We start from the raw sequence: 21,479 nt of genomic DNA, 5'->3' as shown, positions 1-21,479 counted from the left end.
ACTCTCGCGCCCGTTCGCACCCACGTCCATCGCGGATGTGTGGAGGTGACCGGTTAGCGCTGCTTACCCATCGCCCTCAAGGGGTTCAGGCCTGCGGAACCGCGCAGCCGTCAGGGCCGCAGGCGTCGCCGTCCGCGAGCGTGGTGAGCGGCGAACGGCTGTCCCACGCCTGCTCCAGGGCCTGCGCGAAGACGTCGGCGGGCTGGGCGCCGGAGACGCCGTACTTGCGGTCGAGGACGAAGAACGGCACGCCGTTCGCGCCGAGCTCGGCGGCCTCGCGCTCGTCGGTGCGTACGTCGTCGGCGTAGCGGGACGGGTCGGCGAGCACCGCGCGGGACGCGTCGGCGTCGAGACCGGCCGCGACGGCGAGCTCCACGAGCCGCTCGTCGTCGTCGAAGACGGAGCGCTCCTCGGCGAAGTTGGCGCGGTAGAGGAGCCCGAGCAGCTCGTCCTGCCTGCCCTGCTCCTTGGCGAAGTGCAGGAGGCGGTGCATGTCGAACGTGCTGCCGTGGTCGCGGCCCTCGGTGAGGTAGTCGAGGCCTTCGGACGCGGCGTTCACGCCGAGGTTCCGCTCGGCCTCCTGGGCCTGCTCCTCGCTCATGCCGTACTTCTTGGCGAGCATCGGGATCACGAGCCCGCTGTCGCCCTTGGCACGCGAGGGGTCGAGCTCGAAGGAGCGGTGCACCACCTCGACGTCACCGCGGTGCGGGAAGGCGGCGAGTGCCTGCTCGAAGCGTGCCTTGCCGACATAGCACCAGGGGCAGGCGATGTCGGACCAGATCTCGACGCGCATGTGACTAGCTCTCTTCAGGTCGAACGGTAGTGCGGAGGTTCCCTCCGGTCAGTTGAAGAACGTACGACCTGCCCCGCTCATTCCCCGGCCGTCTCCTGGGCCGTCTCCCCGGCCGTCAGGGACAGCCGCATGCACATGTGGGTGCCGGTGCCGCCACCCGGTGCTTCGCGCCGCCAGCCATGGCGGGCGTAGAAGACCTGGGCCCGGCGGTTCTCGCGGTGGACGTCCAGGGAGGCCGCCCGGATGCCGTCGGCCCGCCACTCCTCCACGCACGCGTCGTGCAGGTCCGTGCCGACGCCCGCGCTCCAGTGCTCGGGGTCGACGTGGAACTGGAAGAGCCGCACGGTGTCCGTGGCCTCCCCCTCGGGCGTACGGAACGACGCGAGGCCCACGATCCGGCCGTCCCGGACCGCGCACAGCACATGCCCGTCACGGCGCTCGACGGCTCCCCGCCACATCGCCACCACGTCGAGGCCTTCGTCCGGCAGCCCCTCGGGGTAGTACGTGGCGCGGGCGCGGGCGTGCAGGGCCGCGAGGGCCGGGGCGTCGGCGGTGACGGCGCTGCGTATGACGGTCGGCATCACGGTCCGCATCGTCGTGGGAAGTACTGAGTGGATCACGCTGCGATAGACGTGTTCCGGGGGCCTTGAGTTCCGAGGCGGCTGAACTGGACGCGGTAGGCGCTCGGCGTGAGCCCGGTGCGGCGCACCAGGTGGCCGCGGAGCGAGTCGGCGGTGCCGAGCCCGCAGGCCTCGGCGACCCGGTCCATGGGGAGCTTCGTCGTCTCCAGGAGCTCCTTGGCCCGCTCGACGCGCTGGTGGAGGAGCCACTGCAGCGGGCTCACCCCGCTCTCCGCGTGGAAACGCCGGGTGAGGGTGCGCACGCTGACGCCCGCCTGCCGGGCGAGGTCGGTGAGCGTGAGCGGCTCGTCGAGGTGGCGCATGGCCCAGCCGCGGGTGTCGGCGCAGGCGTTGCCGCGCTCCGGCGGCAGCGGGGTCTGGGTGAACTGGGTCTGGCCGCCGGGCCGTACGGGGGCGACGAGCGCCGCTCTGGCCACCTCGTTGGCGGCGGCCGCCCCGTAGTCGGTGCGGATGATGTGCAGGCACAGGTCGATCCCTGCGGCGTACCCGGAGGACGTCATGACCTGCCCGTCCTCCACGTAGAGGACGTCTCCCTTGAGGTCGAGCGCCGGATAGCGGCTGCGCAGTTCCTCGGCGAGCTGCCAGTACGTGGTCGCGCTGCGCCCGTCGAGGAGTCCCGCCTCGGCGAGCACGAAGGCGCCGCTGCAGATGGACGCGATGCGCCGTCCCGCTTCGGCGGCCTCGCGGACGGCGGCGACGGTCCGCGGGTCGGGTTCGTAGCGGTGTCCGGTGCCCGCGACGAGGAGGGTGTCGGCGTCGCGCGCGGCGTCGAGCCCCTGCTCGACGTGGAGGCTGAGCCCGCCGGTGGTGGCGATGGTGCCGGGCTGCGGGGTGCAGACGACCACCTCGTAGCCGGGTCCGCCGGCCACCTCGACCCTCTCGAAGAGCATCTCGGGGACCGCGAGGTTGAACATCGACACGGGTGAGGGCGCGATGACGGCGATGCGGTGCGGCCGGTGCGACCTGTGCGACCTGGGGGCCGCCTTCGGGCGGGACATGGCCAGAACCTCCGGAGGTATGGCATTCAGGCCACTACTGTAGCCGCGCCGCCGCCAGCAGACTCATGGACATGGCAACGAACTCCCTCACCGATGGCGCCCCGGCGGCGGCGCACCCCACGGAACCGGCACCCGGCCCCGGCCGGCGCGGCACGGGCCGGACCTCCCCCGGCCTCACCCTCGCCGCGGCCATGCTCGGCTTCGCCCTGATCACGCTCGACGCCTCCGTGGTGAACGTGGCGCTGCCCGCGATCGGCGGCTCCCTGGGCGGCGGCATGTCCGGGCTCCAGTGGGTCGTGGACGCCTACACCCTCGCCTTCGCCGCCCTGATGCTCTCCACCGGCGCGCTCTCCGACCGGATCGGCGCGACGAGGGCGTACGCGACCGGCATCGCGGTGTTCGTCCTGGCCTCGGTGGCGTGCGGGCTCGCGCCGTCGCTGCCCGTGCTGATCGGCGCGCGGGTGGTGCAGGGCGTGGCGGCGGCCGTGGTCCTGCCCGCCTCGCTCTCCCTCGTCCGCCAGGCCTACTCGGACGCGGCCAAGCGGGCCCGTGCCGTGGCGATGTGGGCGGCGGGCGGCTCGGTGGCGGTGGCGCTCGGCCCGGTCGCGGGCGGTGCGCTGACCACTGCGTGGGACTGGAGCGGCATCTTCTTCATCAACGTCCCGCTGGGCGCGGTGACCCTCGTCCTGTTGCTGCGGGCGCCGCGCTCGGAGCGGCGGCCCGCTCCGCTGGACGTGCCGGGCCAGCTGCTCGCCGTCCTGACGCTCACGGCAGTGACCTTCGCGGTCATCGAGGGCGGTACGACGGGTCTGATCGCCCTGGCCGCCGCGGTGGCGGCAGGTGCGCTGTTCCTGTGGACGGAGGCTAGGCAGCCGCATCCGGTGGTACCTCTGGGCCTCTTCCGCGACCGGACGGTCGCGATCACCGTCGCGGCCGGGGCGGCGTGCAGTGTCGCCTTCTACGGACTTGTCTTCGTCTTCAGCCTCTTCTTCCAGCAGGTGCAGGGGCGTTCGGCGCTCTGGGCCGGGCTGATGTTCCTGCCGATGACGGGCCTGATCGCGGTGACGAACGTCTTCGCGGGCAAGCTGACGGCACGGGTCGGTCCGCGGCTCCCGATGCTGGTGGGCCAGGCGGTGGCCGTGCTCGGGCTGCTCGCCCTGCTCTTCGCCGACGCGTCGACGCCCGCGCCCGCCCTGGCGTTCCTCATGGTGCCGCTGGCGCTGGGCTGCGCGTTGACGATTCCACCGCTGACCGCGGCGATGATGGAGGCGGTGCCGGCCGACCGGGCGGGCCTTGCCGCGGGGGTTCTCAACTCGGCCCGGCAGGTGGCCGGGGGCCTGGGGATCGCGGCCTTCGGAGGCCTGGTGGCCGGGGACTTCGTCCCCGGGATGCGGGTGAGCCTGCTGATCGCGGCGGGCCTGCTGGCGGCTTCGGGGGTGGCGACGCTGGGGCTGCGGCGCGGACGCTGATTTCTCCCCAACCCCGCCCCTTCCCGGCCGTGACATGTGCGGCTCCGCCGAGTTCGTCCTCAAACGCCGGACGGGCTGAATCTGAAATCTCAGCCCCTCCGACGCTTGAGGACCGGGGCCCCGTGGCAGGGGCCCGAAGCCACAGGCCCAGGATGAATATTTCAGCCCCTCCGACGCTTGAGGACCGGGGCCCCGTGGCAGGGGCCCGAAGCCGCGGGCTCAGGATGAATATTTCAGCCCCTCCGACGTTTGAGGACCGGGGCCCCGTGGCGGGGGCCCGAAGCCGCGGGCTCAGGATGAATATTTCAGCCCCTCCGACGTTTGAGGACCGGGGCCCCGTGGCGGGGGCCCGAAGCCGCGGGCTCAGGATGAATATTTCAGCCCCTCCGGCGTTTGAGGAGCGGGGTCCGGGGCGGAGCCCCGTGGCGGGGGCGGAGCCGCGGGTTCAGGAGCCGTCTCTCAGGCCCCGGGGCCAGTTCGGACGGAACTCGATCCCGTCGTACGTCACCACGCACCCCTCCCCGACAGGGGACTGCGCCATGAAGCCGACCAGCGCCGCGCCCGCCGTCTCCTCCTCGCCCAGGGAGAAGATCCGGACGAACGTCCACTCCTTGCCGTCCAGCGAGGCGTGGAAGGCGAACGCCGAGCCCGTACGGCTGATGCGGAGCCAGACGCTGCTGCCGTCCACCACGAACGCGTTCGCGTCGTCGGAGCGGCCGCGGGTGACGACCGTGCAGACCGTCGCCTCGTCCGGCGACCGCTCCAGGCAGAGCTTCGCCCACTCCCGGTCGCCCACGTGGAGGTAGAGGACGCCCGCGTCGAACGCCGCCGCGAAGCCCACCGTCACCCGGGCGATGAGCTGGAAGTCCCCCTCGGGCGCGCCCAGGAGGCGCGGCGCGTCCGACGCGGGGTCCAGCGCCTCGCCCGTCGGCGGGACGAAGCGGTCCTGCCGGGAACCCGCCCAGCCGGTGAGCACCCCGTCGTCGTACGACCAGTTCCCGTCAGGGCCGTATGTGCGCAGGGAGAAGGGCAGTTCGGGGATATTGACGTCCATGGGCGTCAGTGTTCCAGGCGCCCGTCGTAGCGACGCGGCAGCCCCATCGGATTGTCGTCCCGCAGCTCGGGCGGCAGCAGCGCGGGGGGCGTGTTCTGGTACGCGACGGGCCGCAGCCAGCGTTCGATCGCCGTACCGCCCACGGAGGTGGAGGTCGACGTCGTCGCCGGGTACGGACCGCCGTGGTGCTGCGCGGGCGCCACCGCGACCCCGGTCGGCCACCCGTTGACCAGCAGGCGCCCGGCCAGCGGCGTCAGCTCGGCGAGCAGCGCGGCCCCGCGCCCCTCGCCGGCCGCCTCCTCGGCGGACAGCTGCACCGTCGCCGTGAGGTTGCCGGAGAGCCGGGTGAGGGCGGCGGCGATCTCCGCGTCGTCCTCGTAGCGCGCGACGACCGTCACCGGCCCGAAGCACTCCTCCAGGAGCAGGTCGTGCTCGCCCTCGGTGGCGAGCCTCGCCGCCGGGACCGTCAGGAACCCGGCGCTCACCGTGTGCTCGCTGCCCGCGCCCGGCGTCACCGGGGCGTCCACGTCCGGGAGTTCGCCGCGCTCGCGCACGCCCGCCACGAAGTTGTCCCGCATCCGGTGGTCGAGGAGCACCCCGGCCTCGGTGTCGCTGACCGCCTCCGTCAGGGACTTCAGGAGCCGGTCGCCGCCCGCGCCCGCCGGGGCGAAGACCAGGCCGGGCTTGACGCAGAACTGGCCGACGCCGAGCGTCATCGAGCCCGCGAGCCCCGCGCCGATCTCCTCCGCGCGCTCGGCCGCCGCGGCCTCGGTCACGACGACCGGGTTGAGGGAGCCGAGCTCGCCGTGGAAGGGGATCGGCACGGGGCGGGCCGCCGCCGCGTCGAAGAGGGCACGGCCGCCACGGATCGAGCCCGTGAAGCCCGCGCCGGACACGAGCGGGTGCTTGACGAGCTCGACTCCCGCCTCGAAGCCGTGCACGAGGCCGACGACGCCCTCGGGGATGCCGTGCAGGGCCGCGGCCCGCCGCAGCGTCGCCGCCACCAGCTCGGAGGTGGCCGGGTGGTCCGGGTGCGCCTTGACGACCACGGGGCAGCCCGCCGCGAGCGCGCTCGCGGTGTCACCGCCGGGGACGGAGAAGGCGAACGGGAAGTTGGACGCGGAGTAGACGGCCACGACGCCGAGCGGGATCTTGTAGCGCCGCAGGTCCGGGATGGGCGGCGTGGCGCTGTTGTCGGGGTGGTCGATGACGACGCCCAGGAAGCCGCCCTCGTCGACCACGTCCGCGAAGGCCCGCAACTGGAAGCAGGTGCGGGCGAGTTCGCCGGTGAGGCGGACGGGACCGAGCGCGGTCTCCGCGTCCGCGGCCTCCACCAGGTGATCCTTGGCTCCGTCGAGCAGGTCGGCCGCGGAGCGCAGGAAGGCGGCGCGTACGGCACGGTCGTTCAGGGAGTCCTTGGCGGCCAGTGCGGCACGCACCGCCTGATCCACCTCTTGGACTGTGGCTTCGACCGCAACCTGTTCGCGCTGCTTCCCGGTTCGGGGGTCGACACTCCAGACTGGTGCTGCTGCCACCGCGGGCCCCTCCAGAGGTGATGCCTCAGATGTGCTGCCACCCACCTGGGCTGTTCGATATGCTGAACGCTGTCTCCGATGATGAATAGCGGAGACTTCGGAGACTATTTCTCGTCGAACTAAGGGGTCAAGGGCGATGTCGGCTGGCGAGACTGGCGGGGCACAGGTCAAGTCCGCTGTGCGGACGGTGGAGTTGCTCGAATACTTCGCGGGCCGCCCCGGAATGCACTCTTTGGCCGCCGTCCAGGAAGCCGTCGGTTACCCCAAGTCCAGTCTCTACATGCTCCTTCGTACGCTGGTGGAGCTGGGCTGGGTCGAGACGGACGCGACGGGCACGCGGTACGGCATCGGGGTACGGGCCCTGCTGGTGGGCACCTCGTACATCGACGGCGACGAGGTGGTGGCGGCGGCGCGTCCCACGCTGGACCGCCTCTCGGACGACACCACGGAGACCATCCACCTGGCGCGCCTCGACGGCACGAACGTCGTCTACCTCGCCACGCGCCAGTCGCAGCACTACCTGCGGCCCTTCACGCGGGTGGGCCGCCGTCTCCCGGCGCACTCGACGTCCCTGGGCAAGGCGCTGCTCGCCACCCACACCGACGAGCAGGTCCGCAAGATGCTCCCGGAGACGCTGCCCGCCCTGACCGAGCACACGATCACCGACCGCGAGAAGCTGATCGAGGAGCTGCGCACGGTCCGCGAGCAGGGCTTCGCGGTGGACCGCGAGGAGAACACGCTCGGCCTGCGCTGCTTCGGCGTCGCGATCCCGTACCGCACGCCCGCGCGGGACGCGATCAGCTGCTCCGTGCCGGTCGCGCGGCTTACGCCCGCGCACGAGCAGATGGTGAAGGACGCGTTGTTCGACGCGCGGGACCGCCTGACACTGGCGACTCGTAGGCTTTGATCCATGGTGAGTATGGATGTCAGTCTGCGCCCGGTCCACGACAGCGATCTCCCGGTCTTCTACCGGCAGATGAACGATCCCGAGTCGAACCGCCTCGCCGCGTTCACCTCGCCGAAGGCCGCCGACCGGGACCTTTTCGAAGCCCACTGGAAGCGGCTCCGCGCGTCGGACGACGTCGTCCGCACGGTCCTCGCGGACGGCGACGTCGTGGGCAACGCGGCGGTGTACGGGGAGCCGGGCGAACGCGAGGTCACGTACTGGATCGACCGGGCGTACTGGGGCCGCGGGCTGGCCACGGCCGCCCTGCGGGAACTGCTCGCGGAGGTGCCGGAGCGGCCGCTGTACGCCCGAGCGGCGGCGGACAACGCGGGATCCCTGCGGGTCCTGGAGAAGTGCGGTTTCCGGGTCACCGCCGCCGCGCGGGGCTTCGCGCATGCGCGGGGCGAGGAGATCGACGAGGCGGTCCTGATCCTGGAGTAGGCCGGCGACGGGCCGGCCCCGTCCCCGACCGCGGGACGGGCCGACCCCGTCCTCGATCACAGGACCGGCTGCCCCCTCCCCCGCACGGCGGACCCGGATCATCGCCACGCACGACGTGCGCAGAGCCCCGCGCCGGGAGCGTAGGGGGCATGAGCCAGACACTCGTCCCCGCCCCGCCGGTCACTGCGCCCACGGACACGCCCCGCTCCCGCCGCGCCCTGCGGACCCTCGCCGTCCTGGCGTCCCTCCCCTACCTCACCCTCAAGATCGCGTGGATCGCGGGCAGCCACATCGGCATCCCCGAGGGCAGCAGCCTCCTCGACCACCGCGGCACCATGGTCTTCGCCAACGGCCTCACCCTCCTCATGGACGCGAGCGTCATCGTGCTCGCGCTGCTCCTGACCCGCCCCTGGGGCCTGCGGACCCCTGCCTGGCTGCTCGCCTTGCCCATGTGGACCGCCACCGGGCTGCTGACGCCGATCATGGCCGGGTTCCCGCTCCAGCTCCTGGTCAGGGCGCTGGGCGGCAGCGTCGACGACCCCTCGTCGGGGAGCGGCGACAGCGGTGGTGCCTTTCTCGACGACTGGGTCTTCGGCGTCGTCTACGGCGGCTTCATCCTCCAGGGCCTCACCCTCGGCGCCCTGTTCGTCCTCTACGCACGGGACCGCTGGGGACATGTGTGGCGGGGCCGCGTGGAGGATCTGCCCCGCACCGCCACCGGCCGCCGGAGCCCCCAGCGAGGCGCCGCCCTCACCGCTGCCCTGCTCGCCCTCGTCCCCCTGGCGATGCACGTTCTCTGGATCAGCGGCTCCACCGTCGGCCTCAACGAGGAGCGGATCGAGGGGCGTACGACCGACTTCTACGTCCTTGAGGCGCTGGACATGGTCTACCTCGCCGCGGCCGTGGCCGGCGGGCTGCTCCTCGCCTTCCGGTGGGCTCCCGCCCTGTCCGTCAGGGTGCCGCTCGCCCTGGGCTGGCTCGGCTCGGGCGCGATCGCCTGCTGGGGCGGCTGGCTGCTGCTCGCCTCGGTCGTCGGCGTGGACGACATCGCCCGGCAGCCGACGGCGGGAATGCTCCTGACCTACTCTGTGCAGATGATCGCCGGGATACTGGTGGCCGCCCTCGGGGCGTCCTTCCTCAAGGAGCGGGCGGGAGCGTCCGTCCCGGCACCGCGGCACCCCGCGTGAAGGCTCTCGCGGCAGCTCTGCCGGTCCTGTTCGGGCGGCGGGCCCGGCGCCGGTGGATCCATCTGATCCTCGGCGGCGCACTCGCCATGCCGTACGTCTTCGTGGGGTCCGTCATCGTCGGGCCGCTGCTCGGCGAGGACAACGTGTTCGGCTCGCTCACCTCCCAACTCGGCGCGTTCGCCCTGGGGTTGCCGCTCGCCGCGATCACCGCGCTCTTCCCGCTCACGCGCCCCATGTCGGTGGCCGCGGTGCGCGCGCTGTGCGACGTGCCGGGCGACGCACTCGCCGACGGGCCCGCACGGTCCCGGCAGGCACGCGGGCGCACCGTCGCGTGGTTCACGCTGCACCTCGGGTTCGGCGGGATCATCAGCGGGATGTCCCTGGCGCTGCCGCCGTTCGCGGCGGTGCTGATCGTGCTGCCCTTCGCCCCGGCACTGCGGGACAGCCGGGCCGGGACGCCGGAGGTCCTGAACGAGGGCTGGGCGCTCGCGCTCTGCCCGGTCGCCGGGATCGTCTCCCTCGTCGCGCTCGCGGGGTGCGCGGCGGCGGCCGGGGGCCTGCTCGCGCGCTGGGCGCCCGATCTCCTCGGCCCTTCGCCCGCCGACCGGCTCGCGGCGGCCGAGCAGCGCGCCGCGGACCTCGCCGTGCGCAACCGGCTCGCGCGGGAGCTGCACGACTCGGTGGGCCACGCCCTGAGCGCGGTCACGCTGCAGGCGAGCGCCGCCCGCCGGGTCCTGGACCGCGACCCGGAGTTCGTCCGCGAGGCGCTGACCGCCATCGAGGAGACGACGCGGCGCACGGTGGGCGAACTCGACGCGGTCCTCGGGGTGTTGCGGGAGGGCGGCGGCCAGGCGGGTCCGACCGCCCCCGCCCCCACCCTCTCCGCCGATCTCGACGGGCTCCTCAAGCGCACCCGCGCGGGCGGCCTGCGGGTGAAGGCCACGGTTGAGCTGGGCCCCGAAGGCGCGGACGCCCTGCCCCCGATGGTGTCCCGCGAGGCCTACCGCATCGTCCAGGAGAGCCTGAGCAACGCGCTGCGGCACGCGGGCCCCGACGCCCCGGTGACCCTGCGGATCGCCCTGGACGGCGCCGATCTGGCGATCCTCGCGGAGAACCCGCTGCCCCACGAAACCCCCGCGTCCCGCCCCGGCGGCGGCCACGGCCTGCGCGGCGTCACCGACCGGGCCAGGCTCCTCGGCGGCACCGTGCGGGCGGGACCCGTCGACGGGGTGTGGCGCGTGGACGTACACCTCCCCCTGAAAGGACCCGCACACCCATGACCGAGACGGCCTCGGCCCCCGCCCCCATCCGCATCGTCCTCGCCGACGACGAGCGCATGGTGCGCACCGCCCTGCGCGTGATCCTCTCCGCCGAGCCCGACCTGGAGGTCGTCGGCGAGGCGGCGAGCGGCGCGGAGGCGGTGTCCGTCGTGCGCGAGCTGCGGCCCGACGTGGTGCTCATGGACGTACGCATGCCGGAGATCGACGGCATCCGGGCCACCGAGCAGATCCTGGGGACGCAGGCCGACCCGCCGCGCATCGTGGTCGTGACGACCTTCGAGAACGACTCCTATGTGTACGAGGCACTGCGGGCGGGGGCCTCGGGGTTCCTGCTGAAGCGGGCCGACGCGGACTCGCTGGTGCAGGCGGTACGGCTGGTCGCGCGCAGCGACTCGCTGCTCTTCCCCGCGGCGGTGCGCGCCCTGGCCGCCGAGCACGCGCGCGCCAAGCCCGCGCCACCTGCCTGGGTGGCCCGGCTGACGGGGCGCGAGAGCGAGGTGCTGCGGCTGATGGCGGAGGGCCTGACCAACGCGGAGATCGCCGGGCGGATGGGCGTGGGCCCGGCGACGGTGAAGACGCACGTGGCCGCGGTGCTGGCCAAGACGGGGGCACGGGACCGCACGCAGGCGGTGATCGCGGCGTACGAGGCGGGCTTCATGAACGCCGACTGAGCCCACGGTCGCGTGTGTCCCCGCAGTATGAGGAATCTCTGAGAAACCCGGCAGAACGGAACGAATACGTCCGGGCCGCTCGTCCTTTTATGGGATGAACAAGACGATCAGGAACGCCTCGGTCTTCACGCTGCTGCTCGTGCTCGCCCTCCTCGTGCGGGCGACGTGGGTGCAGTTCTACGACTCGAAGGCACTCGCGGACGACAAGAAGAACCGGCGCAACGTGATCGAGCAGTACGCGAACCCGCTGGGCGACATCATCGTGGGCGGTGACACCGTCACCGGCTCCGAGCGGACGAAGGGCAGCGACCTCAAGTACAAGCGCACCTACAAGGACGGTGACCTGTACTCGTCCGTCACGGGCTACAGCTCGCAGGTGTACGGGGCGACGCAGCTCGAGGGCATCTACAAGGACGTCCTCGACGGCACCGACACCCGGCTGAAGAACCCGCTGGACACGGTGACCAACAAGCGCGCCGACCCGGGTGACGTGGTCACGACGATCGACCCGGCGGTGCAGAAGGCCGCGTACAAGGCGCTCGGCGACAAGAAGGGCGCGGCGGTCGCCGTCGACCCGAAGACGGGCAAGATCCTCGGCATGGTGTCGACGCCGTCGTACGACCCCTCGAAGATCAGCGGTTCCACGGACTCCAAGGAGTGGCAGTCGCTCCTCAAGGACGAGGACAAGCCGCTGGTCAACCGTGCGCTGCGGCAGCCGCTGCCGCCGGGTTCGACGTTCAAGCTGGTCGTCGCGGCGGCGGCCCTGGAGGACGGGCTCTACGGTTCGGCGGACACGAAGACCGACAGTCCGAACCCGTACACGCTGCCCGGCACGCGCACGGTCCTGAAGAACGAGAGCGCGAGCGCGCCCTGCGAGAACGCCACGATCCGTACGGCGCTGCAGTACTCGTGCAACAACGTCTTCGCGAAGATCGCCGTCGACCTGGGCCAGGACAAGGTCAAGTCGATGGCCGAGAAGATGGGCTTCAACACCGACAAGCTGGACGTGCCGGTGCGCGCGTCCGAGAGCGTGTACCCGTCGGACATGGACAAGGCCCAGACGGCGCTGACCGGCATCGGCCAGTTCGACGTGACGGCGACGCCGCTGCAGATGTCGATGGTCTCGGGGGCGATCGCCAACGGCGGTGAGCTGGTCGCGCCGCACATGGTGTCCCAGATCACCGACTCGGACGGCGATGTCCTCGATTCGTACGACGACGCCGACTCGCAGCGGGTGATGAGCGAGGGCACGGCGAACCAGCTGCAGTCGGCGATGGAGACGGTCGTCGGGACTGGCACGGGCACGAACGCGCAGATCAGTGGCGCGGAGGTGGGCGGCAAGACGGGCACGGCCCAGCACGGCGAGAACAACAGCAAGACGCCGTACGCCTGGTTCACCTCGTACGCCAAGGGCGGCGACGGCAAGGAGGTCGCGGTGGCGGTCATCATCGAGTCGTCGGACGCGGCACGGTCAGAGGTCAGCGGAAACGGCCTGGCGGCGCCGATCGCGAAGGCGATGATGCAGGCGGCCCTGACGTCGTAGCCCCTGGGCCGTGCCGAGCTCCGCGGGGTGCCGGTGATCGGGACGGCACCCCGCGCGCGGAGGTCAGCCCCGTGAGCGCCAGGCCTGCAGGCCCCACAGGGCGGCGAGTGGCACCACGGCGCCCACGAGCAGTCCGCCGGTGAAACCGAGACCGCTGCCGGCGTCCCCGTCGTCCACGGCGACGGCGACGCCCGCCACAACGACAGCCACGGCGGCGACGGCCACCAGCGCGTAGAAGCGCCGGCTGAAGAAGCGCCACCGGTCGGGCACCTCCGGCGGCGCCGGGATGTCCGCGCCGGGCCCCAGGCTCGCCGCCACCGGCCGCTTGAACCACGCGTAGACGATCCAGTTCCCGCAGGCCTCCCAGCCGTCCGGGGCCAGTCGCTCGTCGAGGCCTTCGCGCCCCCGCGTGACCAGCTCACGCCGGTACTCCCAGCGCTGCGGCCGCTCCAGGTCACGGTGGCTGACGAAGCGGCCGAGGGCGTCGACTCGCTCGACCTCCCAGCCCTCGCCGCCGAACCGGTTCAGGAGCCCCTCGTCGACGTACGTGTCGGCGGTCCACCGCCAGGTCTCGACGTGCGGCTCGGGGGCGTCGTGCCGCACTCCCCCGGCCGGGGCGAGCTCGCGGGCGAACGCGTCGACCGGGCCGAACTCGGCCTCCGGGTCGGCCCCGTCCGACTCGTCGAGGTGCGCGCCGAGATCCGCGACGGTGGCCTCGATGCGGTCGGCGGGCAGCCCGTGCTCCCGCAACCGGTCGGCGAGGTCGAGGAGGTAGCTGTCGCGTACGTAACCCTCGTCCATCGTTGCGTCGTTCATGGTGTCGTTCATTGCTTCGTTCATCGCTTCGTTTTTGGCGTCATTCATGGCGTCGTTCATCGCACGCCCGCCTTCGCCAGCATCTCGCGCACGGATCCGTCGAAGGCGAGCCACAGCCCGCCCTGCTCCCCGAGGGTGGCGCGCCCCGCGTCGGTGAGGGAGTAGTAGCGCCTGCCGGGGCCCTTCTCCGTGGCCCGGAACTCCGCGGCGACGAGGCCCGCCTCCTCCAGGCGGTTGAGCACGGGATAGAGCGTGCCGCCCTTGATCTGGCCGAAGCCTGCGGCGCCGAGCAGCTTGGCGATCTCATAGCCGTAGCTCTCGCCGTCGGTGAGGGCGGCGAGCACGAGCAGATCGAGTACGCCCTTGAACCAGCTGGCCCGGCGGTCGGTCTTCGCGCCCCCGGAAGCGGGTGCGGTCATGGTCAGCTGCCCTTCGGGGTCGGCTCGTACGGGGTCGGCTCGTACGGGGTCTCGCGCGGGGTGAAGGTCTCGACGGGCTCCGGCACGGGGAGCGTCAAGTCCCTGACGGAGAGGGCGATATGGATGGCGACGGGCAGCAGCAGGCTTCCGCTCGCCAGATAGAGCCCGGTGAACAGCACCCCGACGAGGCCGAAGGCGATGACGCCACTGCGGCCCTGGTAGATCCCGGCGAGGGCGTACGCGAGCACCGAAAGGGCCGCCGCCACATAGACGTCGAGGCCGAGCACGCCGACGCCGAAGGCGATCAGGAGCCCGCGGTAGACGAGCTCGGCGCAGATGCCGTCGGTCACGGCGACGGCGATCGCGAGGCGGCGCTCCTGGGGCGTGCGCGGCAGCATCGCCTGGATGGAGGCGAGCCCCGGCACGTTCCTGCCGCCCTCGGCGAGGGCCCGCATCTTCCGCCCGGACACCACGGACACCGCCACCATCACGGCGATGACGGCGACCGCGGTCAGCGGCGACTCGGGGAGCGCGATGCCGAGGTCGGCGGCGGCCATGGCCGGCGAGAACAGCAGCACGGCCATCGCGAGCGCGGCGAGGACCCACCAGAAGACGAGTACGAAGGTGAAGTAGCCGACGAGCGCGCGGGGTTCGGTGTCGCGGCGGCGGGCGAGCGAGGCGTAGACGCGGCGTCCGAGCCAGGGCTCGCCGAGGAGCAGATAGGCGCCTACCGCGGCGGCGACGGCCGTGGACACGGCCGAGAACTCCGGTGAGAGCGAGACGGTCATGGTGGGATCCCCCTTCCCGAAAGGGCCGCGCGGGCGCACCGCGCGGCCCCATGAGCATGTGAGCTACCTAGACCGTAGAGCGACCTAGTCAGGAATACAACCTATCTCGCCATGCCGAACAGTACGGAGCCGGGCTACTCCACGAAATAGGTGGGGTTGGGCAGCTTGTACGTCTTGTCCGCGTAGCCGCCCGCGAGGTCGGAGACCTGGTCGCCGAAGCTGCCGACGATGTTGTAGCCGGTCGACTCGATGTGCTTGCGGGTGCCTTCCTTGAACTGCACGGTGGTGCACTCCCACTTGGCGGGCGTGGCGCAGTTGCTCAGATAGGCGGGCGGGGCGGTCTTGTTCTTGGTGAAGACGTGCGTGGTGTCGAGCTGCGTGTCGTACCCGGCCTTGGCCAGGTTCGTGACGGCGCCCTCACGCTGCGACTCGCTCAGGCCGGTCAGGAAGAAGACCTCGACGCCCTTGCTCTTGGCGTACGTGACCAGTCCGGGCATACCGAAGACGGCGGGGCGCTTGGCCGCCTTCACGTACGCGTCCCACGTGGTGTTGTTGTAGGTGTAGTTGGTCGTCTTCTCGTAGTCGAAGCTGAGCAGCGAGGTGTCGTCCACGTCGAGGACGATCGCGGGCTTCTTGCCGTGGTGATGGCCCGTGCGGGCGGCGGCCTTCCTGATGTCCTTCTTCGCCTTCGCCTGGATGCGCGCCAGGTCCTTGGCGTACGGGCTGTCGGGCGAGGAGCGCCAGACACCGTCGGCGTCCTGGTAGGCGCCGTAGTAGTCGTCTATCTCGCCGACGAGCACGCCGATGTTCTGGGGTTCGGCGGTGTGCCGCGCCGTGGCGTTGTCGGCGGTGGCGGCGCCCGTGCCGTACAGCGCGGCACCGGCGACGGCACAGGCGGTGGCGATGCCCGCCACCCGTAGAGACTTGCGCATAGGTCGATTTCTCCGGATCAGAGTCAGTGCAGGGGCAACAGGTTCGAGCAGGTCAACACCTGTCTACGCGCACTGTCTACGCGCATCACACGCCACCCCGCGAGACCCTTTACCCGATCGATACCCGATCCGGAGAAAGCCAGGAGGCCGGAGAGAGCCAGGAGGCCGGAGAAGGCCCGGAGGTCACACCCCGGGCGTCCACCCCGGGTCCCGGCCGCTGAGGCCGATCACGCGGTCGAGCAGCGGGGCGTCGTCCGGCACCGGGACCATGGGCCCGAACAGACTGTTCCCGGACTGGTCGCCCTCCTCGGGCGTGAGGAGCTCCTTGGCCACCCCGAGGCTCACGTCGTCGGGCGCGTACGCCTGACCCGTGGACCGCGCCAAGTCCCAGCCGTGCACGACGAGTTCATCCATGGCGACGGCCCCCGCCACAGCCCCCGGAAGATCGATGCCGCCGGCCCGGGTCATGCCCTCGTACGCGGCGGGGCCGCGCCACACCTCCACCAGCTCGTCGAGCAGCTTCGGCAGCTCGGCACGCCACCCGGGCGTCAGTTCCGGGAGGGAGTCCCCCGGGCTCCGGTCGAGGTGCGCGCCCAGGTCCTTGCGCCCGGCGTCCCGGAACGCGGCGGTCAGGCCGACCAGATGGCCCAGCAGATGGCGCACCTGATACTCCGGACAGGGCGTGGGCCCCGCGAGCTGCTCGTCGGTGATGCCGTCCGCGACAGCTGCCACCAGCCGGGCCTGCCGCTCGAAGTCGATCGTCCGCGTCATGGATCCTCCAGAATCTCGGCGGCCCTGTCCCCCGCGGACCGCTGTCCTGCCCTGTAGACCGGCCCGGCGCCCGAAAGTCATCGGCGCACCCGGCTCGTCCGAGTCACGGAATACCGCACCTGCCCCATGCCGGACCGGGGGCCTTAGAACCAGCATCACCTGCCATGACATCTGCCACGACACCTGACGCGAGATCGTCGGTCTCCCGTGTCCTGCGCGACCGCGACGCGCGTCTCTGCCTGGGCGCGGTGCTGGTCTCCGGCTTCGGCAGCTCCGCGATGTGGCTGGTCTCCGGGATCTGGGTGAAGGAGCTGACCGGCTCGGACGGCCTGGCCGCCCTCTGCGCCTTCGCGCTCTGGGCCCCGGCCCTGATCGGCCCTCTCCTGGGCACGGTCGCCGACCGCACCCGCCGCAGACCCCTGCTCATCGGCACGAACCTGGCCCTGGGCGCCCTGCTGACCGCCCTCCTGTTCGTCGACTCCACCAGCACCCTGTGGATCCTCTACGCGGTGCTGTTCCTGTACGGGGCGTGCGGCGCCGTCACCGACGCGGCGGAGGCGGCCCTGGTGACGGCGGCGGTCGGCAGGGATCTGACGGGGGACTTCAACGGCCTGCGGATGTCCGCGAACGAAGGCATGAAGCTGATCGCGCCCCTCGCCGGAGCGGGCCTCTTCGCCGCGTACGGAGGCGCCCGGGTGGCGCTCCTGGACGCCGCCACCTTCGTGCTCGCGGCAGGGATGTTCGCACTCCTTCGGGTCCGCGAGGACTCACCCGTGCCCGGCGACGCGATGGGCTGGCGGGCGCAGACAGCCGAAGGGGCACGCCACTTGTGGGGCGACCCGCGGCTGCGGCCCCTAGTCCTCGCGGGCGGTCTCGCCATGCTGACCTCGGGGATCAGCGGGGCGGCCGTCTACGCGGTCGTGGAGGGACTGGGCCATTCCCCCGCGTACACAGGCATGCTGTACGTCGTGCAGGGCGCGGGATCGGTCGCGGTCGGCGTCGCTTCGGGGGCGCTGATGCGGCGCTTTGGAGGGCGCCGGTTCGGCGGGGCGGGCATCGCGCTCACCGCGCTCGCCGTGGTCCTGCAGGCACTGCCGTACGACGCGACGGCCCTCGCGGGCAGTCTCGCCAACGGCCTCGGGCTGCCCTGCGTACTGATCGCGGGCATGACGGCGGTGCAGCGCGAGACACCGCGGGCGCTCCTGGGCCGGGCGGCGGCGACCGCGAACACCCTGATGTTCACGCCGACCGCGGTGGGCATCGCTCTGGGCGCGGGTCTGGTCGAGACAGTCGACTACCGCGTCCTCCTGCCGGTCCTCGCGGGGGCGCGGCTGCTGATCGCCGCGCCCCTGCTCAGGTCCCGTTCCGCACGCGCTACTTCACGTCGGCCCAGCGCTTGATGGTCGCGACGGCCTCGGCCTGTTCGGCGGCCGGGAGCTTGGCGATGGAGGCGCCGTGGTTGGAGCCGGGGGCCTCGTAGCGGTAGGAGTCGCGGTGGCTCGGGGTGAACTTCTCCGCGCTCCACGGGTCGTTCTCGCCGTAGATGAACATCATCCGCTGGCCGCGGGTCTTCACCCAGCGGTCGACGTCCGCGATGGTCCGGTTGTTGTACGAGCCTCGCATCGCATCGGGGAGCACCGAGTTGGGCTGGTAGATGTCCGGGTAGTGGCGGACGTCCTTGAGGTGCTTGAACTTCAGGTCGGCCCAGCCGAGTTGGGTGGCGGCCTGCCGGTAGTAGGGGCCCGTGCCGTTCGTGCCGAGGGTCTCGTCCTGGTAGACGCTGAAGCCGTGGCCCTTCGACCAGGCGTAGAGCTCGTCGTCGGTGGCTTTCTTGGCGTCGGGCACGGTCGGGCAGTTGTCGATGCTGCCGCTCTGCCAGAAGTTCCACACCTGGTCGAGCACCGCGAACTCGTAGGCACGGTCGGTGGTGCCGAGCGTCTCCTCGAAGGTGTCGCCATTGGACTTGGCGTCCGCCTCGAACTTGGGGATCAGCGCGTCACGGCGTACGAGCATCTCGCGCTGCACGGCGTTGAGGGCGCTGCGGCACTCGGCCGTGCCGACCGTCTTGAAGAACCGCTCGTAGCCGCTGTCGTCCCTGTTGTCGGCGTCGTTCGGTGCCACGAACGCGACGACCGCGTCCAGGTCGTCGGGGTAGAAGCGCTCGTGGTACGTCGCCGTCATGCCGCCCTTGCTGGCGCCCGTGCCGAGCCACTTGCCCTTCTCGATGCCGCGCAGCGCCTGCGTGAGGCGGTGCTCGTCGGCGGCCTCCTGCTGGACGGTGAGTCTGGACCAGTCGGAACCGGCCGCTCCCGAGGGGCGGGACTGCTCGAAGTAGCGGTGCTCCACGCTGACCTGGTTGGCGTCGATCAGCTTGGTGAGGGCGGTGGTGTTGGACGCCAGGGTGTAGCCGCCGGTGTAGAGGACGGTCGGCTTGTCCGTGGCCTTGTGCCAGAGTGTGGCGCGCTGGGTGAACGTGCCGGCGCGGGGGTTGCCGTGGTCGACGGGCTGGGCGTACGTGAGCGTGTAGAAGGGGTATCCCTCCCTGTCGACCACGGAGACGACCTTCATGCCGGGGATCTTCTCCAGCTGCTCCCGGACGTCGGGTGCGGCGGCGCTCTGTCCGTCACCGGTCCGCGCGGCGGCGGGCATCGCCCCGCCCAGCACCGCCGCGCCCGCCATGATCCCGGCACAGGCCAGCGCCGCTATCCCCTTGTTGCGCACCTTGTCTCCTCGTACTGGAGCGAAATGGTTGGGCGGATGGTAACCGCTTCCACTTCGTGGGCGACAGAGGGTGGTTGAGGGGCGCGCGCCGGGCTAGTCCAGCTGCTTCAGGGCGCTCCTCACCTGTGCGAGATCCGCGTCCGACGCCAACCCCGCGTGGTAGAGCCGCAGTTCGTTCGCGCCCAGCGTGCGCGCATGCGCGGCGTCGGCGGCGAGGGTGGCGGGGCTGCCACCCATGCCGGAGACGACGGTGAGGTTCGCGGCGAGGGTGGTGCGGGCCGTGCGGTGCGCGGCGAAGGGTGCAAGGGCCTGAGCGCCGCCCGTGCAGGGCACGACCACTCCGTCGGCGACGGAGAGGATGTGCTCCGGGTCGACTCCGGCGTTGGCTCCGCAGTGGTACGCCACCGGGTCGGCGTGCAGCAGTACTTGGAAGCCGTCCGGGGCCGCGGCACGTACGGCTGCGATCGCCGCCTCCTGGAGCGTGCGGGCGGTTTCCTCGCGCCACGCGCGCGTGGCGGCGGCCGGCCCGGCACCCAGGAGCTTCTCCACCGCCTGCCAGCCGCCGGGGGGCTCGTCGCCCCGCCACACGGGCTCCAGGGCGCGGCGGACCCCGGCCGCCAGCTCGTCCGGGTCGAGTCCTTCCCGGGCGTATCCCGCACGGCAGTCCGCGCAGAAGCACAGCGACATCAGGTACTGCCCGGCTTCGCCGAGCGGCACCCCCGCGATCTTGTCGTGGGCGTGCAGATGCGCGAGGCCGTACCAGCCGAGGGACTCCAGCTCGGTGCCGCGCGCGCCGGGGCGTACGGCGGCCTCCGCCGCGAGGTCGACGAGGTACGCGCGCGTGGCGGGCTGTGCGATACAGGGCGCCCAGGGGTAGCGGTCTCCGTAGGCGTTGACGACGGAGGTGTCCGGATGGTCGGCGCCCATAAGGGAGTTGTGGGCGAGGACCACCCAGGTGTGCACGTCGAGCCCGGCGGCCGCCAGCGCGTCGGCGGCCTCTCTGTAGGCGTCGCCCGGGGCCCAGCTCCCGGCCGCGTACGGGCGCAGCACACGCCCCTCCCACCGGCCGTCGGGCTCGTAGAGGACGGCCGCATGCTCGGCGGTGACGATGCGGTGGCGCGGGTGACGCGGGGTCAGGGCGCGTGTGGAGTGGTAGGCGGAGGCGAGGGTGACCTGCTGGACGCCGAGGTCCGCGACGCGCGCGGGGGCGGTGGGGTCGCCGGTGACGTCCCAGGGGTACAGGAAGGCGGAGGTCCTCACGCGCCCTCCTCCCGCACCAGGGCGCGCCCGCGCTCGGTCAGCTCGGCGAGGCGCTTGACGTGCTCGTCGGCGGGTTCGTGCAGCGGCGTCCGCACCCCGCCGACGTCGAGCCCCGCCAGGCGTACGCCCGCTTTGACGAGGGAGACGGCATAGCCGCGGCCCTCGCTGCGCAGCTCCACGAAGGGGCGGTAGAAGCCGTCGATGAGCCGGTTCACCATCGCGTCGCCCTCGGCGGTCCCGGCGTTGAAGGCCCGGTGGAAGGCGAGCGCGATGTCGGGGGCGAAGCAGAAGACCGCCGACGAGTAGAGCGTCACACCGATGCCGCGGTAGGCGAGCCCGGTCAGCTCGGCGGTGGGCAGGCCGTTGAAGTAGAGGAATTCCTCCGGGACTTCCACGCGCACGGCACTGACGATGCGCTGCATCAGGTCCATGTCGCCGAGGCCGTCCTTGAAGCCGATGATGCCCTCGGTGCGGGCAAGACCGACGACGCTCTCCGGGGTGAACACGGCGTTGTCGCGCTGGTAGACGATGACGTCCAGCGAGGTGGCCGCGGCCAGTTCGGCGTAGTGGCGGAGCAGGCCCTCCTGCCCGGCGACGACGAGATAGGGCGGCATCGCCAGCAGCCCGTCGGCGCCCGCCTCCTCGGCGAGCTTCGCGTACCGCACGGCCAGCGCGGTGCCGTACCCGGCGCCCGCGACCACCGGCACCCGTCCCGCGGACTCCTCGACGGCGGCGGCGACGCACGCCCGGAACTCCTCGGGCGTCAGGGCGTGGAACTCACCGGTGCCGCAGCAGGCGAAGACGGCCGCGGCACCCGCCTCGATCCCCGCGCGCACGTGCGCGCGGTAGATGTCGAGGTCGATGGAGCCGTTCGGCCCGTAGGCGGTGACCGGGAAGAACAGCGGCCCGCTGGGGATGTCGAGTCGAGCGGCGAGGGGTGCTGACGTCACGGGCTCTCCCTTAGCGTGCACGTTTCTGATCCACGTCCATATTTCTGAACAAGCCCACGCTAAGCCGCCTCTTGAGCCCCGGTCAAGCGTCAAGGTCCGTGAGAGAACCGCGATTCAAGAGCGGATTCTCCACCGCCGTACGACACTTGACGCGATGAGCCGTTGATCCCTAGCGTGTCCATACATGTGAATGCTGTACGTGGACAAGAACGCGACCGACCGCCGAGCCACCGCTGAGCCACCACCGAGCCACCGCTGATCTGA

Annotated in this window: 21 protein-coding genes; 8 read left to right on the top strand and 13 right to left on the bottom strand. The window is 71.8% G+C overall.

What is annotated here, in order from left to right; all coding sequences use genetic code 11:
• Nucleotides 1-85: 85 nt before the first annotated feature.
• The 3 genes from OG302_RS31710 to OG302_RS31700 form a co-directional block, all read right to left on the bottom strand.
• Nucleotides 86-793, bottom strand: coding sequence for a DsbA family oxidoreductase (locus OG302_RS31710; RefSeq protein WP_361826242.1), 708 nt, complete (start codon nt 791-793; stop codon nt 86-88).
• A 77-nt stretch (nt 794-870) separates the two neighbouring features.
• The gene (locus OG302_RS31705) at nt 871-1,374 is read right to left on the bottom strand and encodes an N-acetyltransferase family protein (protein WP_371750293.1); all 504 of its coding nucleotides are present in this window, start codon (nt 1,372-1,374) and stop codon (nt 871-873) included.
• Nucleotides 1,375-1,409: 35 nt separating this feature from the next.
• Nucleotides 1,410-2,432: a GlxA family transcriptional regulator gene (locus OG302_RS31700; protein ID WP_371529896.1), complete on the bottom strand. Its 1,023-nt coding sequence runs from the start codon at nt 2,430-2,432 to the stop codon at nt 1,410-1,412.
• Between the two features lie 71 nt (nt 2,433-2,503).
• Here OG302_RS31700 and OG302_RS31695 point away from each other — a divergent pair, with 71 nt between their 5' ends.
• Nucleotides 2,504-3,901 carry an MFS transporter gene (locus OG302_RS31695; RefSeq protein WP_371529895.1) on the top strand — a complete coding sequence of 466 codons (1,398 nt, stop codon included), beginning with the start codon at nt 2,504-2,506 and terminating at the stop codon, nt 3,899-3,901.
• Between the two features lie 445 nt (nt 3,902-4,346).
• Here OG302_RS31695 and OG302_RS31690 read toward each other — a convergent pair whose 3' ends face one another.
• Both OG302_RS31690 and OG302_RS31685 read right to left on the bottom strand, forming a co-directional pair.
• Complete coding sequence (locus tag OG302_RS31690; protein ID WP_371529894.1) at nt 4,347-4,955, bottom strand: DUF1349 domain-containing protein; 609 nt, start codon at nt 4,953-4,955, stop codon at nt 4,347-4,349.
• 5 nt (nt 4,956-4,960) lie between these two features.
• Nucleotides 4,961-6,490 (bottom strand): aldehyde dehydrogenase (NADP(+)), encoded by a 1,530-nt coding sequence (locus OG302_RS31685; RefSeq protein ID WP_371529893.1) that lies wholly within the window; start codon nt 6,488-6,490, stop codon nt 4,961-4,963.
• Between the two features lie 136 nt (nt 6,491-6,626).
• Here OG302_RS31685 and OG302_RS31680 point away from each other — a divergent pair, with 136 nt between their 5' ends.
• The 6 genes from OG302_RS31680 (at nt 6,627) to OG302_RS31655 (ending at nt 12,558) form a co-directional block, all read left to right on the top strand.
• A complete protein-coding gene (locus OG302_RS31680) occupies nt 6,627-7,397 on the top strand; it encodes an IclR family transcriptional regulator (RefSeq protein ID WP_160504308.1) in 771 nt (256 codons plus the stop codon).
• A gap of 12 nt (nt 7,398-7,409) precedes the next feature.
• Nucleotides 7,410-7,877 carry a GNAT family N-acetyltransferase gene (locus OG302_RS31675; RefSeq protein ID WP_371750292.1) on the top strand — a complete coding sequence of 156 codons (468 nt, stop codon included), beginning with the start codon at nt 7,410-7,412 and terminating at the stop codon, nt 7,875-7,877.
• Between the two features lie 149 nt (nt 7,878-8,026).
• Nucleotides 8,027-9,064, top strand: a complete 1,038-nt coding sequence (locus tag OG302_RS31670) for a hypothetical protein (RefSeq protein ID WP_371529892.1) — start codon at nt 8,027-8,029, stop codon at nt 9,062-9,064.
• Entirely contained in the window at nt 9,061-10,344 is a 1,284-nt protein-coding gene (locus OG302_RS31665; protein ID WP_371529891.1) for a sensor histidine kinase, read from the top strand. Before OG302_RS31670 ends, OG302_RS31665 begins: the two co-directional genes overlap by 4 nt.
• Nucleotides 10,341-11,015: a response regulator gene (locus OG302_RS31660; RefSeq protein ID WP_371529890.1), complete on the top strand. Its 675-nt coding sequence runs from the start codon at nt 10,341-10,343 to the stop codon at nt 11,013-11,015. The genes OG302_RS31665 and OG302_RS31660 overlap by 4 nt, the downstream gene beginning before the upstream one ends.
• Nucleotides 11,016-11,109: 94 nt before the next feature.
• Nucleotides 11,110-12,558: a peptidoglycan D,D-transpeptidase FtsI family protein gene (locus OG302_RS31655; RefSeq protein ID WP_371529889.1), complete on the top strand. Its 1,449-nt coding sequence runs from the start codon at nt 11,110-11,112 to the stop codon at nt 12,556-12,558.
• 63 nt (nt 12,559-12,621) lie between these two features.
• On the opposite strand, the gene OG302_RS31650 is transcribed toward OG302_RS31655, so the two are convergent.
• The 5 genes from OG302_RS31650 to OG302_RS31630 form a co-directional block, all read right to left on the bottom strand.
• Nucleotides 12,622-13,422 (bottom strand): hypothetical protein, encoded by an 801-nt coding sequence (locus OG302_RS31650; protein ID WP_371529888.1) that lies wholly within the window; start codon nt 13,420-13,422, stop codon nt 12,622-12,624.
• 8 nt (nt 13,423-13,430) lie between these two features.
• A complete protein-coding gene (locus tag OG302_RS31645; protein ID WP_371529887.1) occupies nt 13,431-13,793 on the bottom strand; it encodes a PadR family transcriptional regulator in 363 nt (120 codons plus the stop codon).
• Nucleotides 13,794-13,795: 2 nt separating this feature from the next.
• Nucleotides 13,796-14,581, bottom strand: coding sequence for a CPBP family intramembrane glutamic endopeptidase (locus OG302_RS31640; RefSeq protein WP_371529886.1), 786 nt, complete (start codon nt 14,579-14,581; stop codon nt 13,796-13,798).
• Nucleotides 14,582-14,715: 134 nt separating this feature from the next.
• Complete coding sequence (locus tag OG302_RS31635) at nt 14,716-15,513, bottom strand: HAD family acid phosphatase (RefSeq protein ID WP_371529885.1); 798 nt, start codon at nt 15,511-15,513, stop codon at nt 14,716-14,718.
• A 183-nt stretch (nt 15,514-15,696) separates the two neighbouring features.
• A complete protein-coding gene (locus OG302_RS31630) occupies nt 15,697-16,284 on the bottom strand; it encodes a TIGR03086 family metal-binding protein (protein WP_371529884.1) in 588 nt (195 codons plus the stop codon).
• Nucleotides 16,285-16,448: 164 nt separating this feature from the next.
• Between OG302_RS31630 and OG302_RS31625 the strand changes: the two genes are divergently transcribed.
• Nucleotides 16,449-17,684, top strand: a complete 1,236-nt coding sequence (locus tag OG302_RS31625) for an MFS transporter (protein ID WP_371529883.1) — start codon at nt 16,449-16,451, stop codon at nt 17,682-17,684.
• On the opposite strand, the gene OG302_RS31620 is transcribed toward OG302_RS31625, so the two are convergent.
• The 3 genes from OG302_RS31620 to OG302_RS31610 form a co-directional block, all read right to left on the bottom strand.
• On the bottom strand, nt 17,659-19,005 hold the full coding sequence (locus OG302_RS31620; RefSeq protein WP_371529882.1) for a S28 family serine protease: 1,347 nt from the start codon (nt 19,003-19,005) through the stop codon (nt 17,659-17,661). The genes OG302_RS31625 and OG302_RS31620 overlap by 26 nt on opposite strands.
• Before the next feature lie 93 nt (nt 19,006-19,098).
• Nucleotides 19,099-20,265 carry a hypothetical protein gene (locus OG302_RS31615; protein WP_371529881.1) on the bottom strand — a complete coding sequence of 389 codons (1,167 nt, stop codon included), beginning with the start codon at nt 20,263-20,265 and terminating at the stop codon, nt 19,099-19,101.
• Nucleotides 20,262-21,215 (bottom strand): 5-dehydro-4-deoxyglucarate dehydratase, encoded by a 954-nt coding sequence (locus OG302_RS31610; RefSeq protein WP_371529880.1) that lies wholly within the window; start codon nt 21,213-21,215, stop codon nt 20,262-20,264. Before OG302_RS31610 ends, OG302_RS31615 begins: the two co-directional genes overlap by 4 nt.
• Nucleotides 21,216-21,479 lie beyond the last annotated feature (264 nt).

The sequence above is a fragment of the Streptomyces sp. NBC_01283 genome (assembly GCF_041435335.1).
Lineage (GTDB): Bacteria > Actinomycetota > Actinomycetes > Streptomycetales > Streptomycetaceae > Streptomyces.
The sequence above is the reverse complement of the archived record's forward strand: the minus strand, read 5'-3'. Positions and strand labels throughout refer to the sequence as shown.

Excerpts from the sequence above, each read along its gene's own strand:
- OG302_RS31710 (WP_361826242.1), bottom strand. The coding sequence starts at position 793 with ATGCGCGTCGAGATCTGGTCCGACATCGCCTGCCCCTGGTGCTATGTC.
- OG302_RS31705 (WP_371750293.1), bottom strand. The coding sequence starts at position 1,374 with ATGCCGACCGTCATACGCAGCGCCGTCACCGCCGACGCCCCGGCCCTC.
- OG302_RS31700 (WP_371529896.1), bottom strand. The coding sequence starts at position 2,432 with ATGTCCCGCCCGAAGGCGGCCCCCAGGTCGCACAGGTCGCACCGGCCG.
- OG302_RS31695 (WP_371529895.1), top strand. The coding sequence starts at position 2,504 with ATGGCAACGAACTCCCTCACCGATGGCGCCCCGGCGGCGGCGCACCCC.
- OG302_RS31690 (WP_371529894.1), bottom strand. The coding sequence starts at position 4,955 with ATGGACGTCAATATCCCCGAACTGCCCTTCTCCCTGCGCACATACGGC.
- OG302_RS31680 (WP_160504308.1), top strand. The coding sequence starts at position 6,627 with ATGTCGGCTGGCGAGACTGGCGGGGCACAGGTCAAGTCCGCTGTGCGG.
- OG302_RS31675 (WP_371750292.1), top strand. The coding sequence starts at position 7,410 with ATGGATGTCAGTCTGCGCCCGGTCCACGACAGCGATCTCCCGGTCTTC.
- OG302_RS31670 (WP_371529892.1), top strand. The coding sequence starts at position 8,027 with ATGAGCCAGACACTCGTCCCCGCCCCGCCGGTCACTGCGCCCACGGAC.
- OG302_RS31660 (WP_371529890.1), top strand. The coding sequence starts at position 10,341 with ATGACCGAGACGGCCTCGGCCCCCGCCCCCATCCGCATCGTCCTCGCC.
- OG302_RS31655 (WP_371529889.1), top strand. The coding sequence starts at position 11,110 with ATGAACAAGACGATCAGGAACGCCTCGGTCTTCACGCTGCTGCTCGTG.
- OG302_RS31650 (WP_371529888.1), bottom strand. The coding sequence starts at position 13,422 with ATGAATGACGCCAAAAACGAAGCGATGAACGAAGCAATGAACGACACC.
- OG302_RS31645 (WP_371529887.1), bottom strand. The coding sequence starts at position 13,793 with ATGACCGCACCCGCTTCCGGGGGCGCGAAGACCGACCGCCGGGCCAGC.
- OG302_RS31640 (WP_371529886.1), bottom strand. The coding sequence starts at position 14,581 with ATGACCGTCTCGCTCTCACCGGAGTTCTCGGCCGTGTCCACGGCCGTC.
- OG302_RS31635 (WP_371529885.1), bottom strand. The coding sequence starts at position 15,513 with ATGCGCAAGTCTCTACGGGTGGCGGGCATCGCCACCGCCTGTGCCGTC.
- OG302_RS31630 (WP_371529884.1), bottom strand. The coding sequence starts at position 16,284 with ATGACGCGGACGATCGACTTCGAGCGGCAGGCCCGGCTGGTGGCAGCT.
- OG302_RS31625 (WP_371529883.1), top strand. The coding sequence starts at position 16,449 with ATGACATCTGCCACGACACCTGACGCGAGATCGTCGGTCTCCCGTGTC.